Source organism: Desulfovibrio desulfopostgatei, from assembly GCF_053570645.1.
The window spans coordinates 3,326,491-3,343,432 of record NZ_JBRBQS010000002.1 but is presented as its reverse complement, the minus strand read 5'-3'; the positions used below and the strand labels follow the sequence as shown (position 1 = coordinate 3,343,432).

15 protein-coding genes are annotated in these 16,942 nt (G+C 59.5%); 8 read left to right on the top strand and 7 right to left on the bottom strand.

The genetic code is table 11. The annotated features are described in order from the left end of the window. Window positions 1-82 precede the first annotated feature (82 nt). Both ACUZ9Q_RS14510 and hemW read right to left on the bottom strand, forming a co-directional pair. Window positions 83-730, bottom strand: a complete 648-nt coding sequence (locus tag ACUZ9Q_RS14510) for a hypothetical protein (protein ID WP_225530017.1) — start codon at window positions 728-730, stop codon at window positions 83-85. A gap of 417 nt (window positions 731-1,147) precedes the next feature. Next, window positions 1,148-2,437, bottom strand: a complete 1,290-nt coding sequence (gene hemW, locus ACUZ9Q_RS14505; protein ID WP_449248099.1) for a radical SAM family heme chaperone HemW — start codon at window positions 2,435-2,437, stop codon at window positions 1,148-1,150. Window positions 2,438-2,739: 302 nt separating this feature from the next. Between hemW and ACUZ9Q_RS14500 the strand changes: the two genes are divergently transcribed. The 6 genes from ACUZ9Q_RS14500 (at window position 2,740) to sdhE (ending at window position 10,435) form a co-directional block, all read left to right on the top strand. Continuing rightward, complete coding sequence (locus ACUZ9Q_RS14500) at window positions 2,740-4,242, top strand: leucyl aminopeptidase (RefSeq protein ID WP_192113236.1); 1,503 nt, start codon at window positions 2,740-2,742, stop codon at window positions 4,240-4,242. Beyond that, complete coding sequence (gene cobA, locus ACUZ9Q_RS14495; protein WP_192113180.1) at window positions 4,242-5,759, top strand: uroporphyrinogen-III C-methyltransferase; 1,518 nt, start codon at window positions 4,242-4,244, stop codon at window positions 5,757-5,759. The genes ACUZ9Q_RS14500 and cobA overlap by 1 nt, the downstream gene beginning before the upstream one ends. 3 nt (window positions 5,760-5,762) lie before the next feature. Beyond that, window positions 5,763-6,437 (top strand): phosphoribosylglycinamide formyltransferase, encoded by a 675-nt coding sequence (purN, locus tag ACUZ9Q_RS14490; RefSeq protein WP_449248098.1) that lies wholly within the window; start codon window positions 5,763-5,765, stop codon window positions 6,435-6,437. Window positions 6,438-6,784: 347 nt separating this feature from the next. Continuing rightward, window positions 6,785-8,617 carry an 8-methylmenaquinol:fumarate reductase flavoprotein subunit gene (sdhA, locus tag ACUZ9Q_RS14485; RefSeq protein ID WP_192113178.1) on the top strand — a complete coding sequence of 611 codons (1,833 nt, stop codon included), beginning with the start codon at window positions 6,785-6,787 and terminating at the stop codon, window positions 8,615-8,617. Beyond that, window positions 8,617-9,576 carry a succinate dehydrogenase/fumarate reductase iron-sulfur subunit gene (locus tag ACUZ9Q_RS14480; RefSeq protein ID WP_192113177.1) on the top strand — a complete coding sequence of 320 codons (960 nt, stop codon included), beginning with the start codon at window positions 8,617-8,619 and terminating at the stop codon, window positions 9,574-9,576. Before sdhA ends, ACUZ9Q_RS14480 begins: the two co-directional genes overlap by 1 nt. Window positions 9,577-9,580: 4 nt before the next feature. Beyond that, window positions 9,581-10,435: an 8-methylmenaquinol:fumarate reductase membrane anchor subunit gene (gene sdhE / locus ACUZ9Q_RS14475; protein WP_192113176.1), complete on the top strand. Its 855-nt coding sequence runs from the start codon at window positions 9,581-9,583 to the stop codon at window positions 10,433-10,435. 188 nt (window positions 10,436-10,623) lie between these two features. Here the strand turns inward: sdhE and ACUZ9Q_RS14470 are convergent, their stop codons facing one another. After that, entirely contained in the window at window positions 10,624-11,565 is a 942-nt protein-coding gene (locus tag ACUZ9Q_RS14470; protein ID WP_192113175.1) for a chemotaxis protein, read from the bottom strand. 254 nt (window positions 11,566-11,819) lie between these two features. Then, a complete protein-coding gene (cysK, locus tag ACUZ9Q_RS14465) occupies window positions 11,820-12,731 on the bottom strand; it encodes a cysteine synthase A (RefSeq protein ID WP_449248097.1) in 912 nt (303 codons plus the stop codon). Window positions 12,732-12,901: 170 nt separating this feature from the next. Here cysK and ACUZ9Q_RS14460 point away from each other — a divergent pair, with 170 nt between their 5' ends. Next, window positions 12,902-13,363 (top strand): nuclear transport factor 2 family protein, encoded by a 462-nt coding sequence (locus ACUZ9Q_RS14460; RefSeq protein ID WP_192113173.1) that lies wholly within the window; start codon window positions 12,902-12,904, stop codon window positions 13,361-13,363. A gap of 267 nt (window positions 13,364-13,630) precedes the next feature. On the opposite strand, the gene ACUZ9Q_RS14455 is transcribed toward ACUZ9Q_RS14460, so the two are convergent. From ACUZ9Q_RS14455 to ACUZ9Q_RS14445, 3 genes are all read right to left on the bottom strand, one after another. Next, window positions 13,631-14,146, bottom strand: coding sequence for a YceI family protein (locus ACUZ9Q_RS14455; RefSeq protein ID WP_233483491.1), 516 nt, complete (start codon window positions 14,144-14,146; stop codon window positions 13,631-13,633). A gap of 260 nt (window positions 14,147-14,406) precedes the next feature. Beyond that, entirely contained in the window at window positions 14,407-14,889 is a 483-nt protein-coding gene (locus ACUZ9Q_RS14450; protein ID WP_192113171.1) for a DinB family protein, read from the bottom strand. Between the two features lie 143 nt (window positions 14,890-15,032). Beyond that, entirely contained in the window at window positions 15,033-15,542 is a 510-nt protein-coding gene (locus tag ACUZ9Q_RS14445) for a peptidylprolyl isomerase (protein WP_233483490.1), read from the bottom strand. A gap of 113 nt (window positions 15,543-15,655) precedes the next feature. Between ACUZ9Q_RS14445 and mutY the strand changes: the two genes are divergently transcribed. After that, window positions 15,656-16,906, top strand: coding sequence for an A/G-specific adenine glycosylase (gene mutY, locus ACUZ9Q_RS14440; protein ID WP_308585536.1), 1,251 nt, complete (start codon window positions 15,656-15,658; stop codon window positions 16,904-16,906). Window positions 16,907-16,942: the final 36 nt, after the last annotated feature.

Genomic DNA, 16,942 nt, shown 5'->3' with positions numbered 1-16,942 from the left:
AAACAGCCACACTTTTTGCGGTGTGGCCGTTTTTTATGTTATCGATCTTGCGGAGTTCACCCCGCGAGGTTTTCTGCTCTGCTTAGGCCTTCTTGGCGCGCAGGCCCGCAAAGGCCAGAATTACGCCCAGGGCAATGCCCAGCGCCGCCGCAAACACCACCTGAAAATGGGCGGGCAGCATAAAGGTGATGGTGTGCGCGGGAATCCAGAAGAAAGGAATGGTCTTCTTGAGCACAAAGCTCCACATGGAATTCCAGTCGATGGTGCGGAACAGGGCCGCCACGTCAGGCTTGGTGCACAGGCTGTTGAGCGTGCCGCCGGTGGCCGCAATGTGCAGGTCGGTGAGCTTGTGGGTAATCATCAGCACCGGGGCGAAAAGCGTATTGATAAGCACGCTGATGGAAAAAGACATGAGCAGCTTGGCGCCAAAGGTCGTGGGTGCGCCCGAAAGCAGACCCATTTCGTTGAGCAGCTTGAACGTGCCCGCGCCGTACACGGTAAAGGCAATCTTGATGCCTATGCCCAGCAAACCCCAGATAATCGCCTTGGGCAAAACGCCAAATCCGGGCCTGTTGTACACGCCCGTGGTGATGCGCAGGGCAATGCATTCGCCAAGGGTAGCCAGAATGGCAAACTTGAGAAAGCTCATGCCAAAAGGATACTGGGCAGTCAGGCTGATAAAGCCCTCAAGCGCCCCGGGCCCAAAAGCCAGCCAACCGAACGCCGCCAAACAAACGCCTAAAACCACAAAATCCTTTTGACGCATACCCTCTCTCCGTATTCTCGTTGACGCTCAGGGCTACTGACACTGTGAGAACTTTTGTTCCCTGCCAGGGGTGGAAGCCTTTTTGTGAAAGGAGTGTACACATAGGTACTCAACTGGAATAAAAAGGCTTTCTGATGCAAGCAGAGGGCAAAGGAGCCATAGCGTAAACAGGCCCAAATCGGTTGGTCCCGCGCCGCGCGTAACCGCAGACGGCGGGGAAGGATCAGCCATAGCCGCGCAAGGGCGCGGGCAATTCGCATCAGCCGAGCAGACGGAGGGGGGTACCGTCAAGACCGGCTGCCGCATACTAGTGGCATTTTTGCCCCGCGTAAACACCGGCCTTGCGCAAGCCTGCACAGCGGCCCCACTCCTGACCGTAAATCAGGCGCTGGGCCAGCGTACCGGGCGGATTTCCGGGCTGTCTTCGTGCAGCGCGCTCGGCTCTGCTGTTCCTTCGGGAGATTCCACGGCCTGGGGCTTCAGCCCGCCAGAAAGCGCCGCCTGCTTGAGCACCTCGCGGGTGCGGGCAAACAGATTGCTGAGAATGGAGTTGGAAACCAGCATGCCGCTGCGGGTCAGCCGCAGATAGCCCTGCCGGATGCGGATAAGCCCGTTTTCGTGCAGGGCCTGCACCAGCCGCTGGTGATCGCGCACAAAGTCGCGCCCGGTCATCTCGCGGTATTCTTTTACGCGCAGGCCCCGCGCCGTGCGCAGGCGCAGCATCAAAAGCTCGAGCACGCGCGTTTCAGGCGTGAGTTCTTCCACAGTCTGGGCCAGTTTGCCCTCGCGGGTGCGGGCGTTCCAGGCAGCCTGACTTGAAGGATTTGTCCAGCGGCGGTTGTTGATGGTGGACGTGGCCGAAGGGCCAAGACCAAGATAGTCTTCCCCCTCCCAGTAGCCCATGTTGTGGCGGCACTGAAAACCCATGCGGGCGAAATTGGAAATTTCATAGTGCAGGTAGCCGTGCTGCTCAAGCATGGCTGCCCCTTCCATGAACATGATGTTCTGGTCGCGCTCCGGCGGCAGGGTCAGGCGGCCTTCTTCCACATCAAGCTCCAGCGGGGTTCCCGGCTCAAGCGTGAGGCCGTAGGCGGAAATATGGTCGGGAGTCATGCGGATAACATCCTTGAGCGTTTGCAGCCACTGGCGCACGCTCTGCCCCGGCAAACCCCACATGAGGTCAAGGTTGATGTTGGCGCAGCCCGCCTCCCGCGCCAGAAAGGCCACGTGCAGACTGTCCTGCGCCTTGTGTGGACGGCCCAGCAGACGCAGCATGCCTTCGTCCATGCTCTGCACGCCGATGGAAAGGCGGTTGATGCCCACATCCAGATACTGGGCCGCGCGGTGCCCGCCGCGCAGGGATTCCGGATTGGCCTCAAGCGTCACCTCGGCCTTGGGCACGAGCCTGAAATACTTGTTTATGCGCTCCATGGTCAGGCCGATGATGCGCGGTGAAAGCAGGCTGGGCGTCCCCCCGCCAAAAAAGACAGACTGCACCTCGCTGCCGCCAAGCTGGTCGCCCCAGTGGGCAAGCTCCAGGAACAGGGTATCCACGTAGTCGCGCACGGCAGGGGAGTTGGCCGCATCAACGCCGCGCCCCAGCGGGCTTGAATGAAATGCGCAGTAGCGGCAGCGCGTGGAGCAAAAGGGAACATGTATGTAAAGCAGCATAAGCGATCCTGTGAGTGACAAAAAAACGACGCTCCGCCTGCGCGTAACACCCTGCGGAACAAAGAAAAAACCAGCGTTGCAGCCCACTGGCAACAGATATGAACAAAGTCTGCAAGGAATATGCCCGCATCCGCCGCCGTGCCGGGAATTCCGCGCGCAGGCGGCTGCCCGCCCTTGGCAAAAACGCGGCGGCGAAGTATATTCACCAATTGGAACACGGCGCAAGCGCCCTGCGGCCTTCTGCCGCACCCTTCACCGCGCTGGCGGCCTGTACGCAACGCACTTTCAGGAGACGCAGCTCTATGGATATACGCTTTCAGAATCTCGGACCGGAACAATGGAAAGGGGACGTTCTGCTGGCCCCCGTCTGCCAGGACGAAGCCCTGCTTGAGCAGGTTCCTGAACTGGACAAGGTTGCTCCCTGGCTGGTCATAGCCCCTGCCCTGCGTGACTTCAAGGGCAAGACGGGCGAACTGGCCCTTCTGCACGGGCATCCCGACCTTTCCGTTCCCCGTGTGCTGGCCGTGGGCCTTGGCCCGAGGGAAAAGGTCTCCACCAGCGACATCCGCAAGGCCATTGCCGCCGCAGTGCAACTGTGCCGCAAGCAGGGCTACACGTCCATAGTGCTGCCCGAACCGGCTCTGGCAAAACTGCCCGGAGGCCGCGAACGGCTGGTGGAAGAATGCGTATGCGCCGCCCAGCTTGCCCTGTACCGCTTTACGGCCCTCAAAAAGGCCGATGAGGACGAAACTGCCGATCCGCAGTGGCTGGCCGTGGCCTTTGACGGCCAGGAAGTGCCGGACGCCGCCCACGCCGCCGCCCGCAGGGGTGAAAACGCCGCCTGGGCCGTGAGCCTGGCCCGCGACCTTGCCACCACGCCGCCCAACCTGCTCTACCCCGAAATGCTGGCCCAGAAAGCGCAGGAACTGGCGCGCGAAAAAGGTTTTGCCTGCACCGTGCTGGACGAAACCGATCTGGAAAAGGAAGGCATGGGCTGCCTCATGGCCGTGGGCCAGGGTTCGGGCCGTCCGCCCCGCCTCATCGTGCTGGAGCACGCTCCTGCCGGGCATGAACAGGACAAGCCCCTCGTGCTTGTGGGCAAGGGCATCACTTTTGATACGGGCGGCATCAGCCTCAAGCCCGCCGCAAACATGCACCAGATGAAGGCCGACATGACCGGCGCCGCAACGGTGCTGGCCACGGTGGCGGCCCTTGCGCAGGAAGACGCGCCCCGCCGCGTAGTGGGCCTGCTGGCCTGCGCTGAAAACATGCCCGGTGGCCGCGCCATGCGCCCCGGCGATGTGGTGCGCGCCGCCAATGGCGACACCGTTGAAATCCAGAATACCGATGCGGAAGGCCGCCTTGCCCTGTGCGATGCGCTGGCCTATGCCCAAAAAACATGGGTTCCGGCTGCTGTGGTTGATATTGCCACCCTCACCGGGGCCTGCGCCGTTGCGCTGGGAACCCAGCTTGCGGGTCTGTTCAGCGACGATGCCGACCTTGCAGAGCGTATCCGCGCGGCAGGCGGCGCTTGCGGCGAAGAATACTGGCCCCTGCCGCTGTGGAAGCCCTATGTTGAATCGCTCAAAAGCGAAGTGGCCGATATTTGCCACATGGGCCCGCGCGAAGGCGGGGCCATCAACGCCGCGCTCTTTTTGCAACACTTTATTCAAGAGGGCGTGCGCTGGGCCCATCTGGACATTGCCGGGGTAGACTGGGCCGCCAAGGCCACACCCCTTGCTCCGGCAGGGCCCACGGCCTTTGGCGCGCGTACGCTGCTCGATCTCGCCAGGGGAGGCGTATAATGAAGGTATTTCTCATCGGAGCCGGACCCGGCGATCCGGGCCTGCTGACCATCAAGGGGCGTGACGCCCTGGCCGCCGCCGATGTGGTGGTATACGACGCCCTGGCAAACGACAGCCTGCTCTCTTACGCCCGCCCCGATGCGGAAAAAATCTATGTGGGCAAGGTGGCGGGCAACCACGCCCTGCCGCAGGATCAGATCAACGCCCTTCTGGTGGACAAGGCCAAGGAAGGCAACGTTGTGGCCCGCCTGAAAGGCGGCGACCCATATATCTTTGGGCGCGGCGGCGAGGAAGGCGAGGAACTGGCGGCTGCAGGCATTCCCTTTGAAGAAGTGCCCGGCATCAGCAGCACCATAGCCGCCCCCGCCTATGCGGGCATTCCCGTGACTCACAGGGATTTTGCCTCTTCCGTGACCATTATCACCGGGCACGAAAATCCCGACAAGCCAGGCTCCGTGCACAACTGGGAGGCCCTTGCCGCCAGCGCCTCCACTCTGGTTTTTGTGATGGGCATGAAAAACCTGCCCGACATCGCCCGCAACCTGCTTGAAGCCGGCATGGACCCGCACACTCCGGCGGCGCTTATCTATCGCGGCACCACGCCCTACCAGCGCAGCCTTGTGGATACCCTGGCCCGTCTGCCTCAGGCTGCGGTAGAAGCCAAATTCACCAATCCTTCGGTCATTCTTGTGGGCAAGGTTGCCGGCCTGCGCGACACCCTTGGCTGGTTTGAGAAAAAGCCGCTGTTTGGCCGCAGTATTGTTGTGACCCGCGCGCGCGAGCAGGCCAGCGGCCTCGCCCAGAGCCTTACGGCGCTGGGGGCCGAGGTCATCCAGTGCCCCACCATTGAAATCAGCCCTCTGGCCGATTATGCGGAACTTGACGCGGCCCTGGGCAATCTTGCCAGCTACCGCTGGGTTATCTTTACCTCGGTCAACGGCGTAAAGCACTTCTGGCTGCGGCTGGCAAAGGCGGGCAAGGACAGCCGCGCGCTCGGCAACTGCAAGGTGGCCGCCATCGGCCCCGCCACAGCCGACGCCCTGACCGAACGCGGCATCACCCCCGATTTCATTCCCGAGCGCTACATGGCCGAGGGTGTGCTTGAAGGGCTGCTGACCCTTGAAAACGGCAACGTGGCAGGCATGCGCTTTTTGCTGCCCCGCGCCGCCAAGGCCCGCGAAGTGCTGCCCGAAGAACTGCGCAAGGCAGGGGCCGTGGTGGACGTTATTTCCGCCTACGAAACCGTACCCGCCGCGCACAAAAGGGACGAAGTGCTCGAGCGCATCAACGCTGGCACCCTGAACTGCGTGACCTTCGGCTCCTCCTCCACGGTGGAGAACTTCCTCTCCCTTATCCCGGCTGCAATCCTCAAGATGCACCCGGAAGTGAAGCTGGCCGCCATCGGCCCGGTAACGGCAGAAACGCTGCAAAAAAACGGCCTTACCTGCAACATCATGCCCATGGATTACACCATCCCGGCACTGGTGGACGCCCTGAAAACGTACTTTGCGAGATAAGACATGCCCCTGAATATCGCCATACTGGCCTCCGGCAGCGGCACTAACGCTCAGGCCATGATCGACAAGGCCGCCCAGGGCGTGCTGGACGTGAACATTGCCCTGATCGTCTGCAACCGCCCCGGTGCGGGCGTTGTGAGCCGTGCGGAAAAGGCGGGCATTCCCTGCCTTGTACTGGATCACACAAGCTTTCCCGATCGCGCGAGCTTTGACGCCCGCATGGTTGAAGCCCTGTGCGAAGCCGGGACGGAGCTTGTGGTGCTGGCGGGCTATATGCGGCTGCTGACCCCGGTATTCCTTGAGGCATTTGCCGGAAGGGTCATCAACATCCACCCGGCGCTGCTGCCAAGCTTTCCCGGCGTGCACGGCGGTGCCGATGCCGTCAATTACGGCGTCAAGGTTTCCGGCTGCACCGTGCATTTTGTGGAAGAAAAGGTGGACAGCGGCCCGGTGCTGATTCAGGCCGTTGTGCCGGTCAACGCTGGCGAAAGCGAGGACGACCTCATGAGCCGCATCCATGTGATGGAGCACCGCATCTATCCTCAGGCAATCCAATGGCTGGCTCAGGGCCGTATAGACGTGCAGGGGCGGCAGGTGCACCTCAAGCCCGGCAACAGCCCCCGTGCGCCGCACGATGGCGACTGGCTCGTATGGCCGCCGCTGGAACAGGGGTTCTAGCTGCTGCCAGCGATAAGCTCTTGAACGACATGATGAGGAGGCTCTTTTATCAAAGAGTCTCCTTTTTTTGACTGTTCTCAAAACATGCGGCGCTGAAAGTTCCGCCGCGGCCCATCCTTGTACCCGCCGCCCCGACCGATTTCATTACTTACAAAAGTTTCAAAACTTACAAATCAAGAATCCGCGTTGCTCTGGCGCGATCTGGTGTGTTATTTTTCACTCTCAACAGAGCATACTTTTATTCTTTGCTCAATCAATCAGTTTTTTGCCGTCCTTTCCGGCACAAGTACTTTCTTGCACAACCGCTGGAAATGACGGCAAATCCACCTACTTTTGAGGAAACCCTTATGACGCAGCAGTTTACCCGCAGAAAATTTCTGCAATCGGCCTGCATCACCATCAGCGCGCTGACGGTGAACATGAGCGGCATTGAAAAAGCTCTTGCCGCAGCCGCTGGTGTCGGCCCCCTGGCCACCTGCGACATCCTGATCATCGGATCGGGTGGCGCTGGCCTGCGAGCCGCCGTGGCAGCCCTGCAAAAAAATCCCAAACTCAACGTGGTTGTGGTCAGCAAGTGCATGCCCTCGCGCAGCGCCACCTGTATGGCTGAAGGCGGCATCAACGGCGTCACCGATTTCAGCAAGGGTGACTCCTACGAGCTGCACTGCTTTGATACCGTGAAGGGCGGCGACTATCTGGTTGACCAGGAATCCACGCTCAAATTCTGCGAGCAGGCAGGCCCCGCCATCCTTGAACTGGATTATCTGGGCATGCCCTTCTCGCGCACGGCTGAAGGCAAGGTCAAGGCCCGTCCCTTTGGCGGCGCGTCCAAAGTGCGTTGCAACTACTCCGCCGACAAAACCGGCCATATCGTTGCCCACACCTGCCTGGACGATGCCCTGAGCCACGGCGTCAAGTTCCTCATGGATCACGAACTGCTTGACGTGGCCGTGGACAATGGCCGCTGCGAAGGCGCCGTGCTGCGCAACATCCGCACCGGCGAAATCGCCCCTGTGCGCGCCAAGGCCGTGGTGCTTGCCACCGGCGGCTATACCCGCATTTTCTGGAACCGCACCTCCACACCCTACATTGCCACAGGAGACGGCGTAGCCGCTGCCCTGCGCGCAGGCATTCCCTTTAAGGATGCCGAAATGGTGCAGTTTCACCCCACGGGCGTGGTGCACGGCGGCGTGCTGATCACCGAAGCGGCTCGCGGCGAAGGCGGCTACCTGCTCAACAACAAGGGCGAGCGCTTCATGAAGGACTACGCCCCCGCCAAGATGGAACTTGGACCCCGTGACATCGTGGCCCGCGCCATCGAGACGGAAATCCGCGAGGGTCGTGGCTACGGACAGGGGCTGGAAGCCTATGTGCTGCTTGACCTGAGGCACCTCGGCAAGGAAAAGATCGTCCACGATCTGCCGCAGATCCGCCACGTGGGCAAGCTTTTTGAAAATATCGACCTTGTGGACAAGCCCATGGTCATCCGCCCCACGGCCCACTACTCTATGGGCGGCATTGACGTGAACACCTTTGACGACATGGCCACGGTTGTGCCCGGCCTGTTTGCCGCTGGTGAAGCTTCGTGCGTGTCCATCCACGGCGCAAACCGCCTTGGCGGCAACTCGCTGGCCGATGCGGTGGTGACGGGCAAAATCGCCGGTAACGGCGCGGCGGCCTTTGCCAGCCATACCGATTTTGGCGCGGGCAAGCGCCTCACCGATCTGACCGCCCGCTGGCAGGATCGCTTCCGCAACACCACCAACGGCGGCGATGCCAAGCAGATGTACGCCATCCGCGAAGAAATGGGCGCGCAGCTCTGGGACAACATGGGTATTTTCCGCACCCAGTCCAAGCTCGACACCCTGAGCAGCACCCTGGCCGACCTGCGTTCGCGCTACGACGCCCTGCGCGTCCCCAACGCCAACCCCGTCTACAATACGGTGTTCACCGAATATGTGGAGCTGGGCAACATGCTGCAACTGGCCCAGGCCGCCTGCCTTGCCGCCTCAGAGCGCAAGGAATCGCGCGGCGCGCACACCCGCGAGGACTTCCCCAAGCGTGACGATGCCAACTTCCTCAAGCACAGCATGGTCACCATGGACGACAGCGGCAAAATGCGCATGGGCTGGAAAGAAGTGGAAATCACCAAATTCAAGCCTGAGGAGCGGAAGTACTAATGCCCACCATCATCATTGACCGCTTTGACGGCAAAAACAGTTTTGAGCAGAGCTACAAACTTGATCCGGCGGACGTGGCGGGCAAGACCGTGCTCAACACCCTGCTGTTCATCAAGCAGACCCAGGATCCCACGCTGAACTTCACGGCCTCCTGCCGCTGCGCCATCTGCGGCGCGTGCGCCGTGCGCGTCAACGGGCATGCGGTTCTGGCCTGCGACACCAAGATGGACGACCTCGCCAAAACCTATGGTTCAGACACCTTCCACATCTCGCCCCTGGCGAACTTCAAGGTTATTTCCGACCTGGTTGTGGACTGGGAACCCGCCATGGAAAACCTGCGCAAGGTGCATCCGGGCATGGTGGCAAAATCCGAATTCTCCATGAAGGAAGGCTGCCGCCAGAACCAGAAGGAATTCGACCGCATCATCAAGCAGTGGGACTGCATCCTCTGCGGCGCGTGCGCCTCTGAGTGCAACAAGCTCAGCGCCGACCGCAGCGACTACATGGAACCCTTTGTCTTCACCCACGCATGGCGCGTGGCCAATGATTCGCGTTCCAAGGATCCCCTGCTGCACGGCAAGCCCGCCGTGGCGGGCGGCCTGTGGAACTGCGTGCATTGTCAGGAATGCGCCAGCCGCTGCCCCAAGGGCATCAGCGCCGCCGACGACATCGCCGGCCTGCGGGCCATGGTCATGGCCAAGGGCATGACCGATGGCGTTGGCCCGGCCCACGCCAAGTCGTTCTACACCGATCTGGTGGAAGATTCCGGCCGCCTCAACGAAGTGCGCCTTGCCCTGCGCACCGAAGGCATCAGCACCATTGCCCGCGCGGGCATGGCTGTGACCCTGCTGCGCCAGGGCAAGATGAATCCGCTTGAGGCCTTTGGCGGCGAAACCATTGAAGGGCATGATGCCCTGGTGAAGATGATTCAGGCGGCCCATGCCGCAGAGAAGGAGTAGCCGTATGCAGACCGAATTCGCCTTTTTTCCCGGCTGCGTGCTGACTCAGGCCGCCAAGGAATCCAAGATGGCTCTTGAGGCCGTGGCCCCAAGGCTTGGCATCAAACTCAAGGAAATCCCCGGCTGGAGTTGCTGCGGCGCTTCCCAGGCTCAGGATGTGGACCCCGTGGCGACCCTGGTTGCCAATGCCCGCAACATTGCTCTGGCCGAAAAAATGGGCCTGCCCGTGCTGACCTCGTGCAGCACCTGCCTGCTCATGCTGCGCCGCGCCAAGGCAGAACTTGACGGCGGCAAAAAGGACCGTATCAACACCTTTCTTGCCAAGGGCAACATGACCTATCACGGCACCAGCGAAGTCACCAGCCTGCTCTGGGTTCTGGCGCAAAACGCCCAGACCCTCAAGACCAAGGTGACCAAGCCGCTTACGGGTCTTAAAGTGGCGGCTTTTTATGGCTGTCACAGCTTGCGGCCCGAATCCGCCCTTGGCTTTGAAAGCTCGGTGAATCCCTCGAGCTTTGAAACCGTGGTGGCCGCCCTTGGCGGGCAGACGGTTCCCTTTGCCAAGCGGCTGGACTGCTGCGGCTTCCACGCCGTGTACCCGGCGGAAAAATCCGTCATGCGCATGACCAGCCAGATTGTGGACAGCGCCGCTACCTCCGGCGCGGCCTGCATCGTAACCCCCTGCCCGCTCTGCCAGATGCAGCTCGACATTTATCAGGAAGCAGCGCAGGATATAGCCAAGTCAAAAGCCCGTGTACCCGTGCTGCACCTTTCGCAGCTGGTGGGCCTTGCCCTAGGTATTCCCGGCAAGGAACTGGGCCTCGACTACAACGTGATTGACGCCACCAAGATGGGCTAACCAGCCCTTTTCATAGTGACAAGAGGCGGCCCCTACCCCTGGCCGCCCCATGCGCGCCCCCTCTCGTGTCCCTACCCGAGAGGGGGTTGCGCGTTAAACAATCTCAAACCTTTCAATACAAGAAGGCCCTCTCCCATTGACTGACCAATGGGAGAGGGCCTTCAGAACATTTTCAGCGATAAGCGGCGCTAGCCCCAGGCTTCAGTCACCAGATCATACAGTTTGACGGAAAGCACCTTGAGGTCGGGCTTGGTGTACTGCACATCAGCCCCCACAACCGCGCACTTCTTGGCCAACGCCTCGTTGATCATCGAAGAGAAGATGGCCACTGGCAGTTTTTTAAGGACTCTTTCTTCCTTGATGTGTTTGCACAGGGCCAAGCCGTCCATACCAGGCATTTCAATGTCAGTGATGACACCGTGAACGAAATCGGAAATGGGGCGATCTTCGGCTTCGCAGCGGTCGCGCAGAACCTTCAGGTAATCCCAGGCTTCCTGGCCGTTGACCTTCTGCGTCACCGTGAAGCGGCCTTCCTTGTTGAGCAGGTCAAGCAGCAGGCTACGGATACTGCTTGAATCGTCCACGTGCAGGATATTATAGGTCTTTTCACCGCTGTGGCGCATGTCTGAGGCGTCAAAGCGCATGGCCATGGCCGGATGCAGTTCGGCTACAATGGCTTCAAGATCCAGCAAAAAGATCACGCGCTCTTCCAGCCGCACCACGCCCGTTACCGAGCTGCGGCTCACATTCTGCAAAAACTGCCCCGGCGCTTCCACGTCCGTCCAGCTCAGCCGATAGATGCGGTTGACCCCCGACACCAGAAAGCCGGTACACACGCCGTTAAATTCGGTGACGATAACCTTGGCGTCTTCGTTTTCAATGGGCCCGCTGCCCAGAAACTGGGCCATATCAATCAGCGGCACCACACGGCCATTGCGGTGCAGAAATGCGCCCAAAAGTGCTTTATGGCGCATTTCCGGCATGGCAGTCACTGGCTGGCGACGGCCAATTTCAACCACCTTGGCCACGTTAAGGCCATAGTGGGCTTCGTAACCGTCCTGGTTGACGAAAAATTCCACAATTTCCAGCTCATTGGTGCCGGTTTCCAGCAGGATGTTGGTCTGCGCCATGGAAATGCTCTCCGTTGGGCCGAAGCCCGTTAATGTCGGACGGCAGACCTGAACTTGTTTGCTGCCAGCCGGTGAGCGAAGCTTACGCTGACTCTCTTATCGGTTGCCAAGTGCAAATATTTAGCCATGCAGGCCGAAAAGACAGTTTTTTTCATATTTTTCTGTTTCGCACAAAACGGGGAACATATCAAACTGAGCGCATTGGCATTGAAAATACCGTCATAAATCAGGTGCAAAGCCAGCTTGCCAGCCGTTTATATTCCCTGAAACAACCGCGTTGACATGTAGCGTTCGCCCGTGTCGCAGGCAAAGGTAACAATATTCTTGTCCTGCATTTCTGGCCGCGCCGCAAGATCAAGGGCCGCGCGCACGTTGGAGCCTGTGGATATGCCCGCCATGATGCCGTTTTCCATGAGCAGACGGGCGGTTCTTATGGCTTCCTCGCCGTCCATCTGGATAATCTCGTCCAAAAGCGCACGGTCAAGGATGGCTGGCACAAAGTCAGCGCCAATACCCTGAATAAGATGGGGGCCGGGTTTGCCGCCCGAGAGCACCGGCGATGCGGCTGGCTCCACGGCAACCACCCTGAAGCCGGGGATGCGCTCCTTAAGGTACCTGCCCACGCCAGTGATGGTCGAGCCGGAGCCAACGCCCGCAACCAGCACGTCCATCTTGCCCACGCTGTCCTTGAAAATTTCCGGTCCGGTGGTCTTGTAGTGAGCCACCACAGCCTGTGGATTGGTAAACTGGCCAAGAACAAAGGCATCCTGTTCTTCGGCAATGCGCTTTGCAGCGGCCACAGCGCCGCTCATGCCCTGTTCCGCCGGGGTGAGTACAAGCTCTGCGCCCAGCGCCCGCAGCAGGTTGCGGCGCTCAACGCTCATGGATTCGGGCATGGTCAGTATGCAGCGAAAACCACGTACCGAGGCAACCAGAGCCATACCAATGCCCATATTGCCGCTGGTGGCCTCCACCAGCACCCCGCCCGGTTCTACGCGCCCTTCTTCCAGAGCTTCGCCAACAAGGTGAAAGGCCACGCGATCCTTGATGGAACCGCCGGGATTGCGGTTTTCAAGCTTCAGCCAGACCGTGCCGGGCAGGTCGCGTGAAAGATCGAGCCGCAGCATTGGGGTGTTGCCAATGGTTTGCAAAATGCTGGTTAACATGAAAACATATGCCTCACAGTAAAAAATGCCAGGAAATCCGGCTCGATGGCAGATATTCGCTTTACAATGGAAAAGTTTTGCTTAACTCTTTACACATAACCATAGAAGAATCCGTGCACATTGGCAATTTTCGTTCTGGCCGCCCCAACAGCCCATCCAGGGAGGATACCATGAAGATTCTGCAAGTGACCACTGTGTTCATAGCCCTCGTTATTGCACTTTCCGGTGGGCTTGCCCACGCCAAGGCAGACACCGTTGCGCTCTATACAGAAGCTGTGATGACAGGCGACGTCCCGGCCCTTGAAACCCTGCTGGCCCCCAACTACTGGCATATTAATGCCAACGGGCACATTGAGGACAAGGAACACTTCATCAATACCATCAAGAGCAAGGAACTGGTCATTGACCGGCTGACCTTCACCAATGCCCGCACTGCCCTGATCAGCGACGCCAAGCTCATCACCGGCACAGGCTACCTCAAGGCCAAGGCCACTCCTGCTCTGCCCGAAGGCCTCATGCGAATTACCGTGGTGGTCATCACCAACAAGGGACGCGAACAGGTGGTGTTGTTCCAGGCTACGCCTGTGATTGCCACTGAAGACTGCAACGACGGCAACTGCAAGATCCAGTAAGGCTTTAAATACATATTGGCCCGCGAGGGCCATCAGGCCGGGAGCAGATGCCCCGGCCTTTTTGTGCGGAATTGATGAATGGGCAGAAGAATAAAAAGCCGCCCCTGTCAGCAGGGGCGGCTTTTAAACGTAACCCGGGGTATGGCGGGGCCGGATTTCGCGTGGTGGGAAAGATCACGACAGTTACAACTCTGCAACTGAATTTTTTATATTAGCAGATGTTTCTGACCAGGGGCCCCCAGCAATTACTTGAGCCAGAAGCGAACCCTAGGCAGGCGAAACTTCAAAGTTTGCCGCCACCTTCACCCTGTCGCCCACAATGGCTGCCGGGATGTTGGGGCCAATACCAAAGTCGCTTCGATTCACCTCGCCAGTGATGCTGAAAGACTGCGTTTCCTTGTTATTGATGGGGTTGGTGATGCGGTCGCTGGCTGTGATGTTGAACGTCACTTCTCGCGCCGTACCGCGCATTTCGAGCAGACCAGTGATGGTTCCGGCATGATCCGGCCCAAGGCGCACAGACGAACTCTGGAAGGTAACTTCGGGGTGCTGCGCCACATCAAAAAAGTCCGGCGAGCGCAAATGTTCATCGCGCGCATGCACGTGGGTATCAATGCTCACAGCCTTGGCCGTCATGGTAAAGACCGCGTCAGAAAGGTCGTCCTTGGCGGTTTCAAGGTCAATGGCAACGTCTGCAAACCTGCCGTTAATGTCGGTAATCATGAGATGCCGCACCACAAAACCAAGGTGCGAATGGTCGGGATCGTTCTTCCAGGTAGCCATAACAACCTCCCGCTTAGTGCAGGTTGGGCTCAAATCTATATTACTGGTTTTAACGGCAACACCTGCCGAAAAACATACGTTCAAGCTATGGATTTTAGTTAAGGCTCCACGCTGCCGAGTCAAGTTGTTCCAGATGATTTATCAAAAAAAATTGCGCCACTGCCGCCCTTGTTAGTGATACGCGGGCAGTGCGGGCTGTTCTGCGGCAGCCCTGAAGCTTGCCGCAGAACAGCCCGCCAACAGTAAAATACTGTTGCAGCCTAGAACACGCCCGGCAAGCCGTGATCCCGCAAAGCCGCATCACAGGAACCCAGATGGTAGGTGGTGTGCGAGGCCAGCATGGCAATCATGGCCGCATAGGTCAGATCCCGGCCAATCTTTTTGCTCACGCGCTCCTGCACCCTGGTCAGGTCGGCATTGGAAAGCGCAGCAAGCCGTGCGTCCACTGCGGCCTTTACGGATTTGCCGTAAGCCTGCATGGCTTCTTTGCTCACAACAGCCTTGCCCTGCTCCTTGAGCATAAGCACGCCAATGTCGGCTGGCGCAGGCATAAAGGATTCATCATCTTTTTCAAGAATAAAGAAGTTCAGCACGGCAATGGCGTGGGCCACCTGTTGCCACACAGGCCAGCCGCCGTTGGTTTCGGCCCAGATATTTTCGGGGCAGATGTCCATAAACTGGGCCAGCAGGGCCCAGGAACGCTGATAGGGTTCTTCAAGGGCGGCAACGATGTCTCTGGACATGACTTTTCCTCTTTTTTTCAGGTTTGGCGCACAGCTACCTGTGCGTAAAAGGCCGCTCAAACACAAAACCGCCGCAGCGCCGCAACTGCGGGCATACGGCGGTTCCATGCTATAGCGTTGCAGGGCAAAGCCTGCCGCGCCATTTATTCGAAGCGGCTTGCCCCGGTGATCAGCACCATGTCGGTGGGCACATTTTCATGAAAGCCCACGGTCTTGGTTTTAACCTTGGCAATTTTGTCCACATTCTCCATGCCTTCGGTCACTTTGCCGAAAACGCAGTAACCCCAGCCGTCAGGGGTGGGGGCGCTGTGGTTGAGAAAATCGTTGTCAACCAGATTGATGAAGAACTGGGCGGTGGCACTGTGCGGATCGCGGGTGCGGGCCATGGCCAGGGTACCGCGCTCGTTCTTGAGGCCGTTGTCTGCTTCGTTGGTCACAGGCTCGCGGGTGGTCTTTTCGTCCATGCGCGCGCCAAGGCCGCCGCCCTGAATCATGAAGCCGGGGATAACGCGGTGGAAAATGGTGTTGGCGTAAAAGCCGTCATCCACATATTTCAAAAAATTGGCAACGGTTTGGGGGGCCTTGTCGGCATAAAGCTCCACAAGAATGTCGCCGGAGGAGGTCTCCAGCAAAACCGTAGGATTGTCGGACATGGGTGCTCCTTGAATGGTTATTCTGCACAGCGGGCGTTCCCCCGCCATTGGCGCGAATATAGGGTATGGAAGCGCGGATGACAATGCCCGTTTCCCGGTATAGGCTTCGGAGCATGAACCGCAAGACTTCCAAGCCCCAACCGGCAACACTGCCGGGCATGCCGGAACAGGCCGCTGCCAGCACGCATCTGCCGCCCCAGAATCACCTTGGCGACCTGCAAAACGCCCTGCTCGACTGGTTTGCCGCAAACCAGCGCCGCCTGCCGTGGCGGGTCAACTACACGCCCTACGAAGTATGGATTTCCGAGGTCATGCTTCAACAAACCCAAATGGAGCGGGGCGTCAGCTACTTTAACCGCTGGATGCAGCGCTTCCCCGACATAGCAACTCTCGCCGCCGCCAGCGAGGAAGACGTGCTGCGCCAGTGGGAAGGCCTTGGCTACTATTCACGCGCCAGACACATCCTGACCGCCGCCCGTAAAATCATGGCGGAACACGGCGGCGTTTTTCCCTCGGAGCTTGAAGCCATCCGAGGTCTGCCCGGTGTTGGCCCTTACACGGCAGGCGCGGTGGCAAGCATTGCCTTTGGTGAAAAGCTGCCATGCGTGGACGCCAATGTGGAGCGCGTCATTGCGCGCATCTTTGATGTGGACAGCCCCGTAAAGCAGAACCCGGCGGCGGGCATCATTCACCGCTGGGCCTTGCGGCTGGTGCCCGAGGGCAGGTCGCGGGAACATAATCAGGCCATGATGGAGCTTGGAGCTCTTGTTTGCAGCAAAAAGCCACGCTGTGCAGAGTGCCCCCTGGCCCGGTTCTGCATCAGCCTGCATCTTGGCATCACAGACCAGCGCCCGGTGCCCGGGAAGCGAGCCACCATCACGCCCGTCAACGCCGTGACCGGGGTTTTACGCTGCGGCAACAGAATATTTGTGCAAAAGCGCCCGCCTGCGGGCGTGTGGGGCAATCTGTGGGAATTTCCCGGCGGCCGGGTTGAGCCGGACGAAAGCCCGGAACAGGCCACAGTGCGGGAATTTATGGAAGAAACGGGCTTTGCCGTGCGTGTGGCGGCACAGCACGGGATTATCCGGCACGGATATACCACCTACCGCCTGACGCTGCACTGTTTTGGGCTTGAGTTTGACAGCGCGGACGCACCAGACTCGCAGATAACCCCGCCGCTGCCGCCGGTGCTTTCCGCCGCCACCGAGGCTCGCTGGGTCACGCCGCAAGAGCTGGACGCTCTGGCAATGCCCGCTGCACACCGCAAGCTGGCGGACAAGCTTTTTGCTATTGGAAAAGACAGCGCTGTCGCCGCAAATACGGCTGCACCCCGTCAGGCAAATCTGCCCCTGAAAAAACCATAGCAGACCGCTGAAGGTATTCTCTCCAAAAAACAGGGG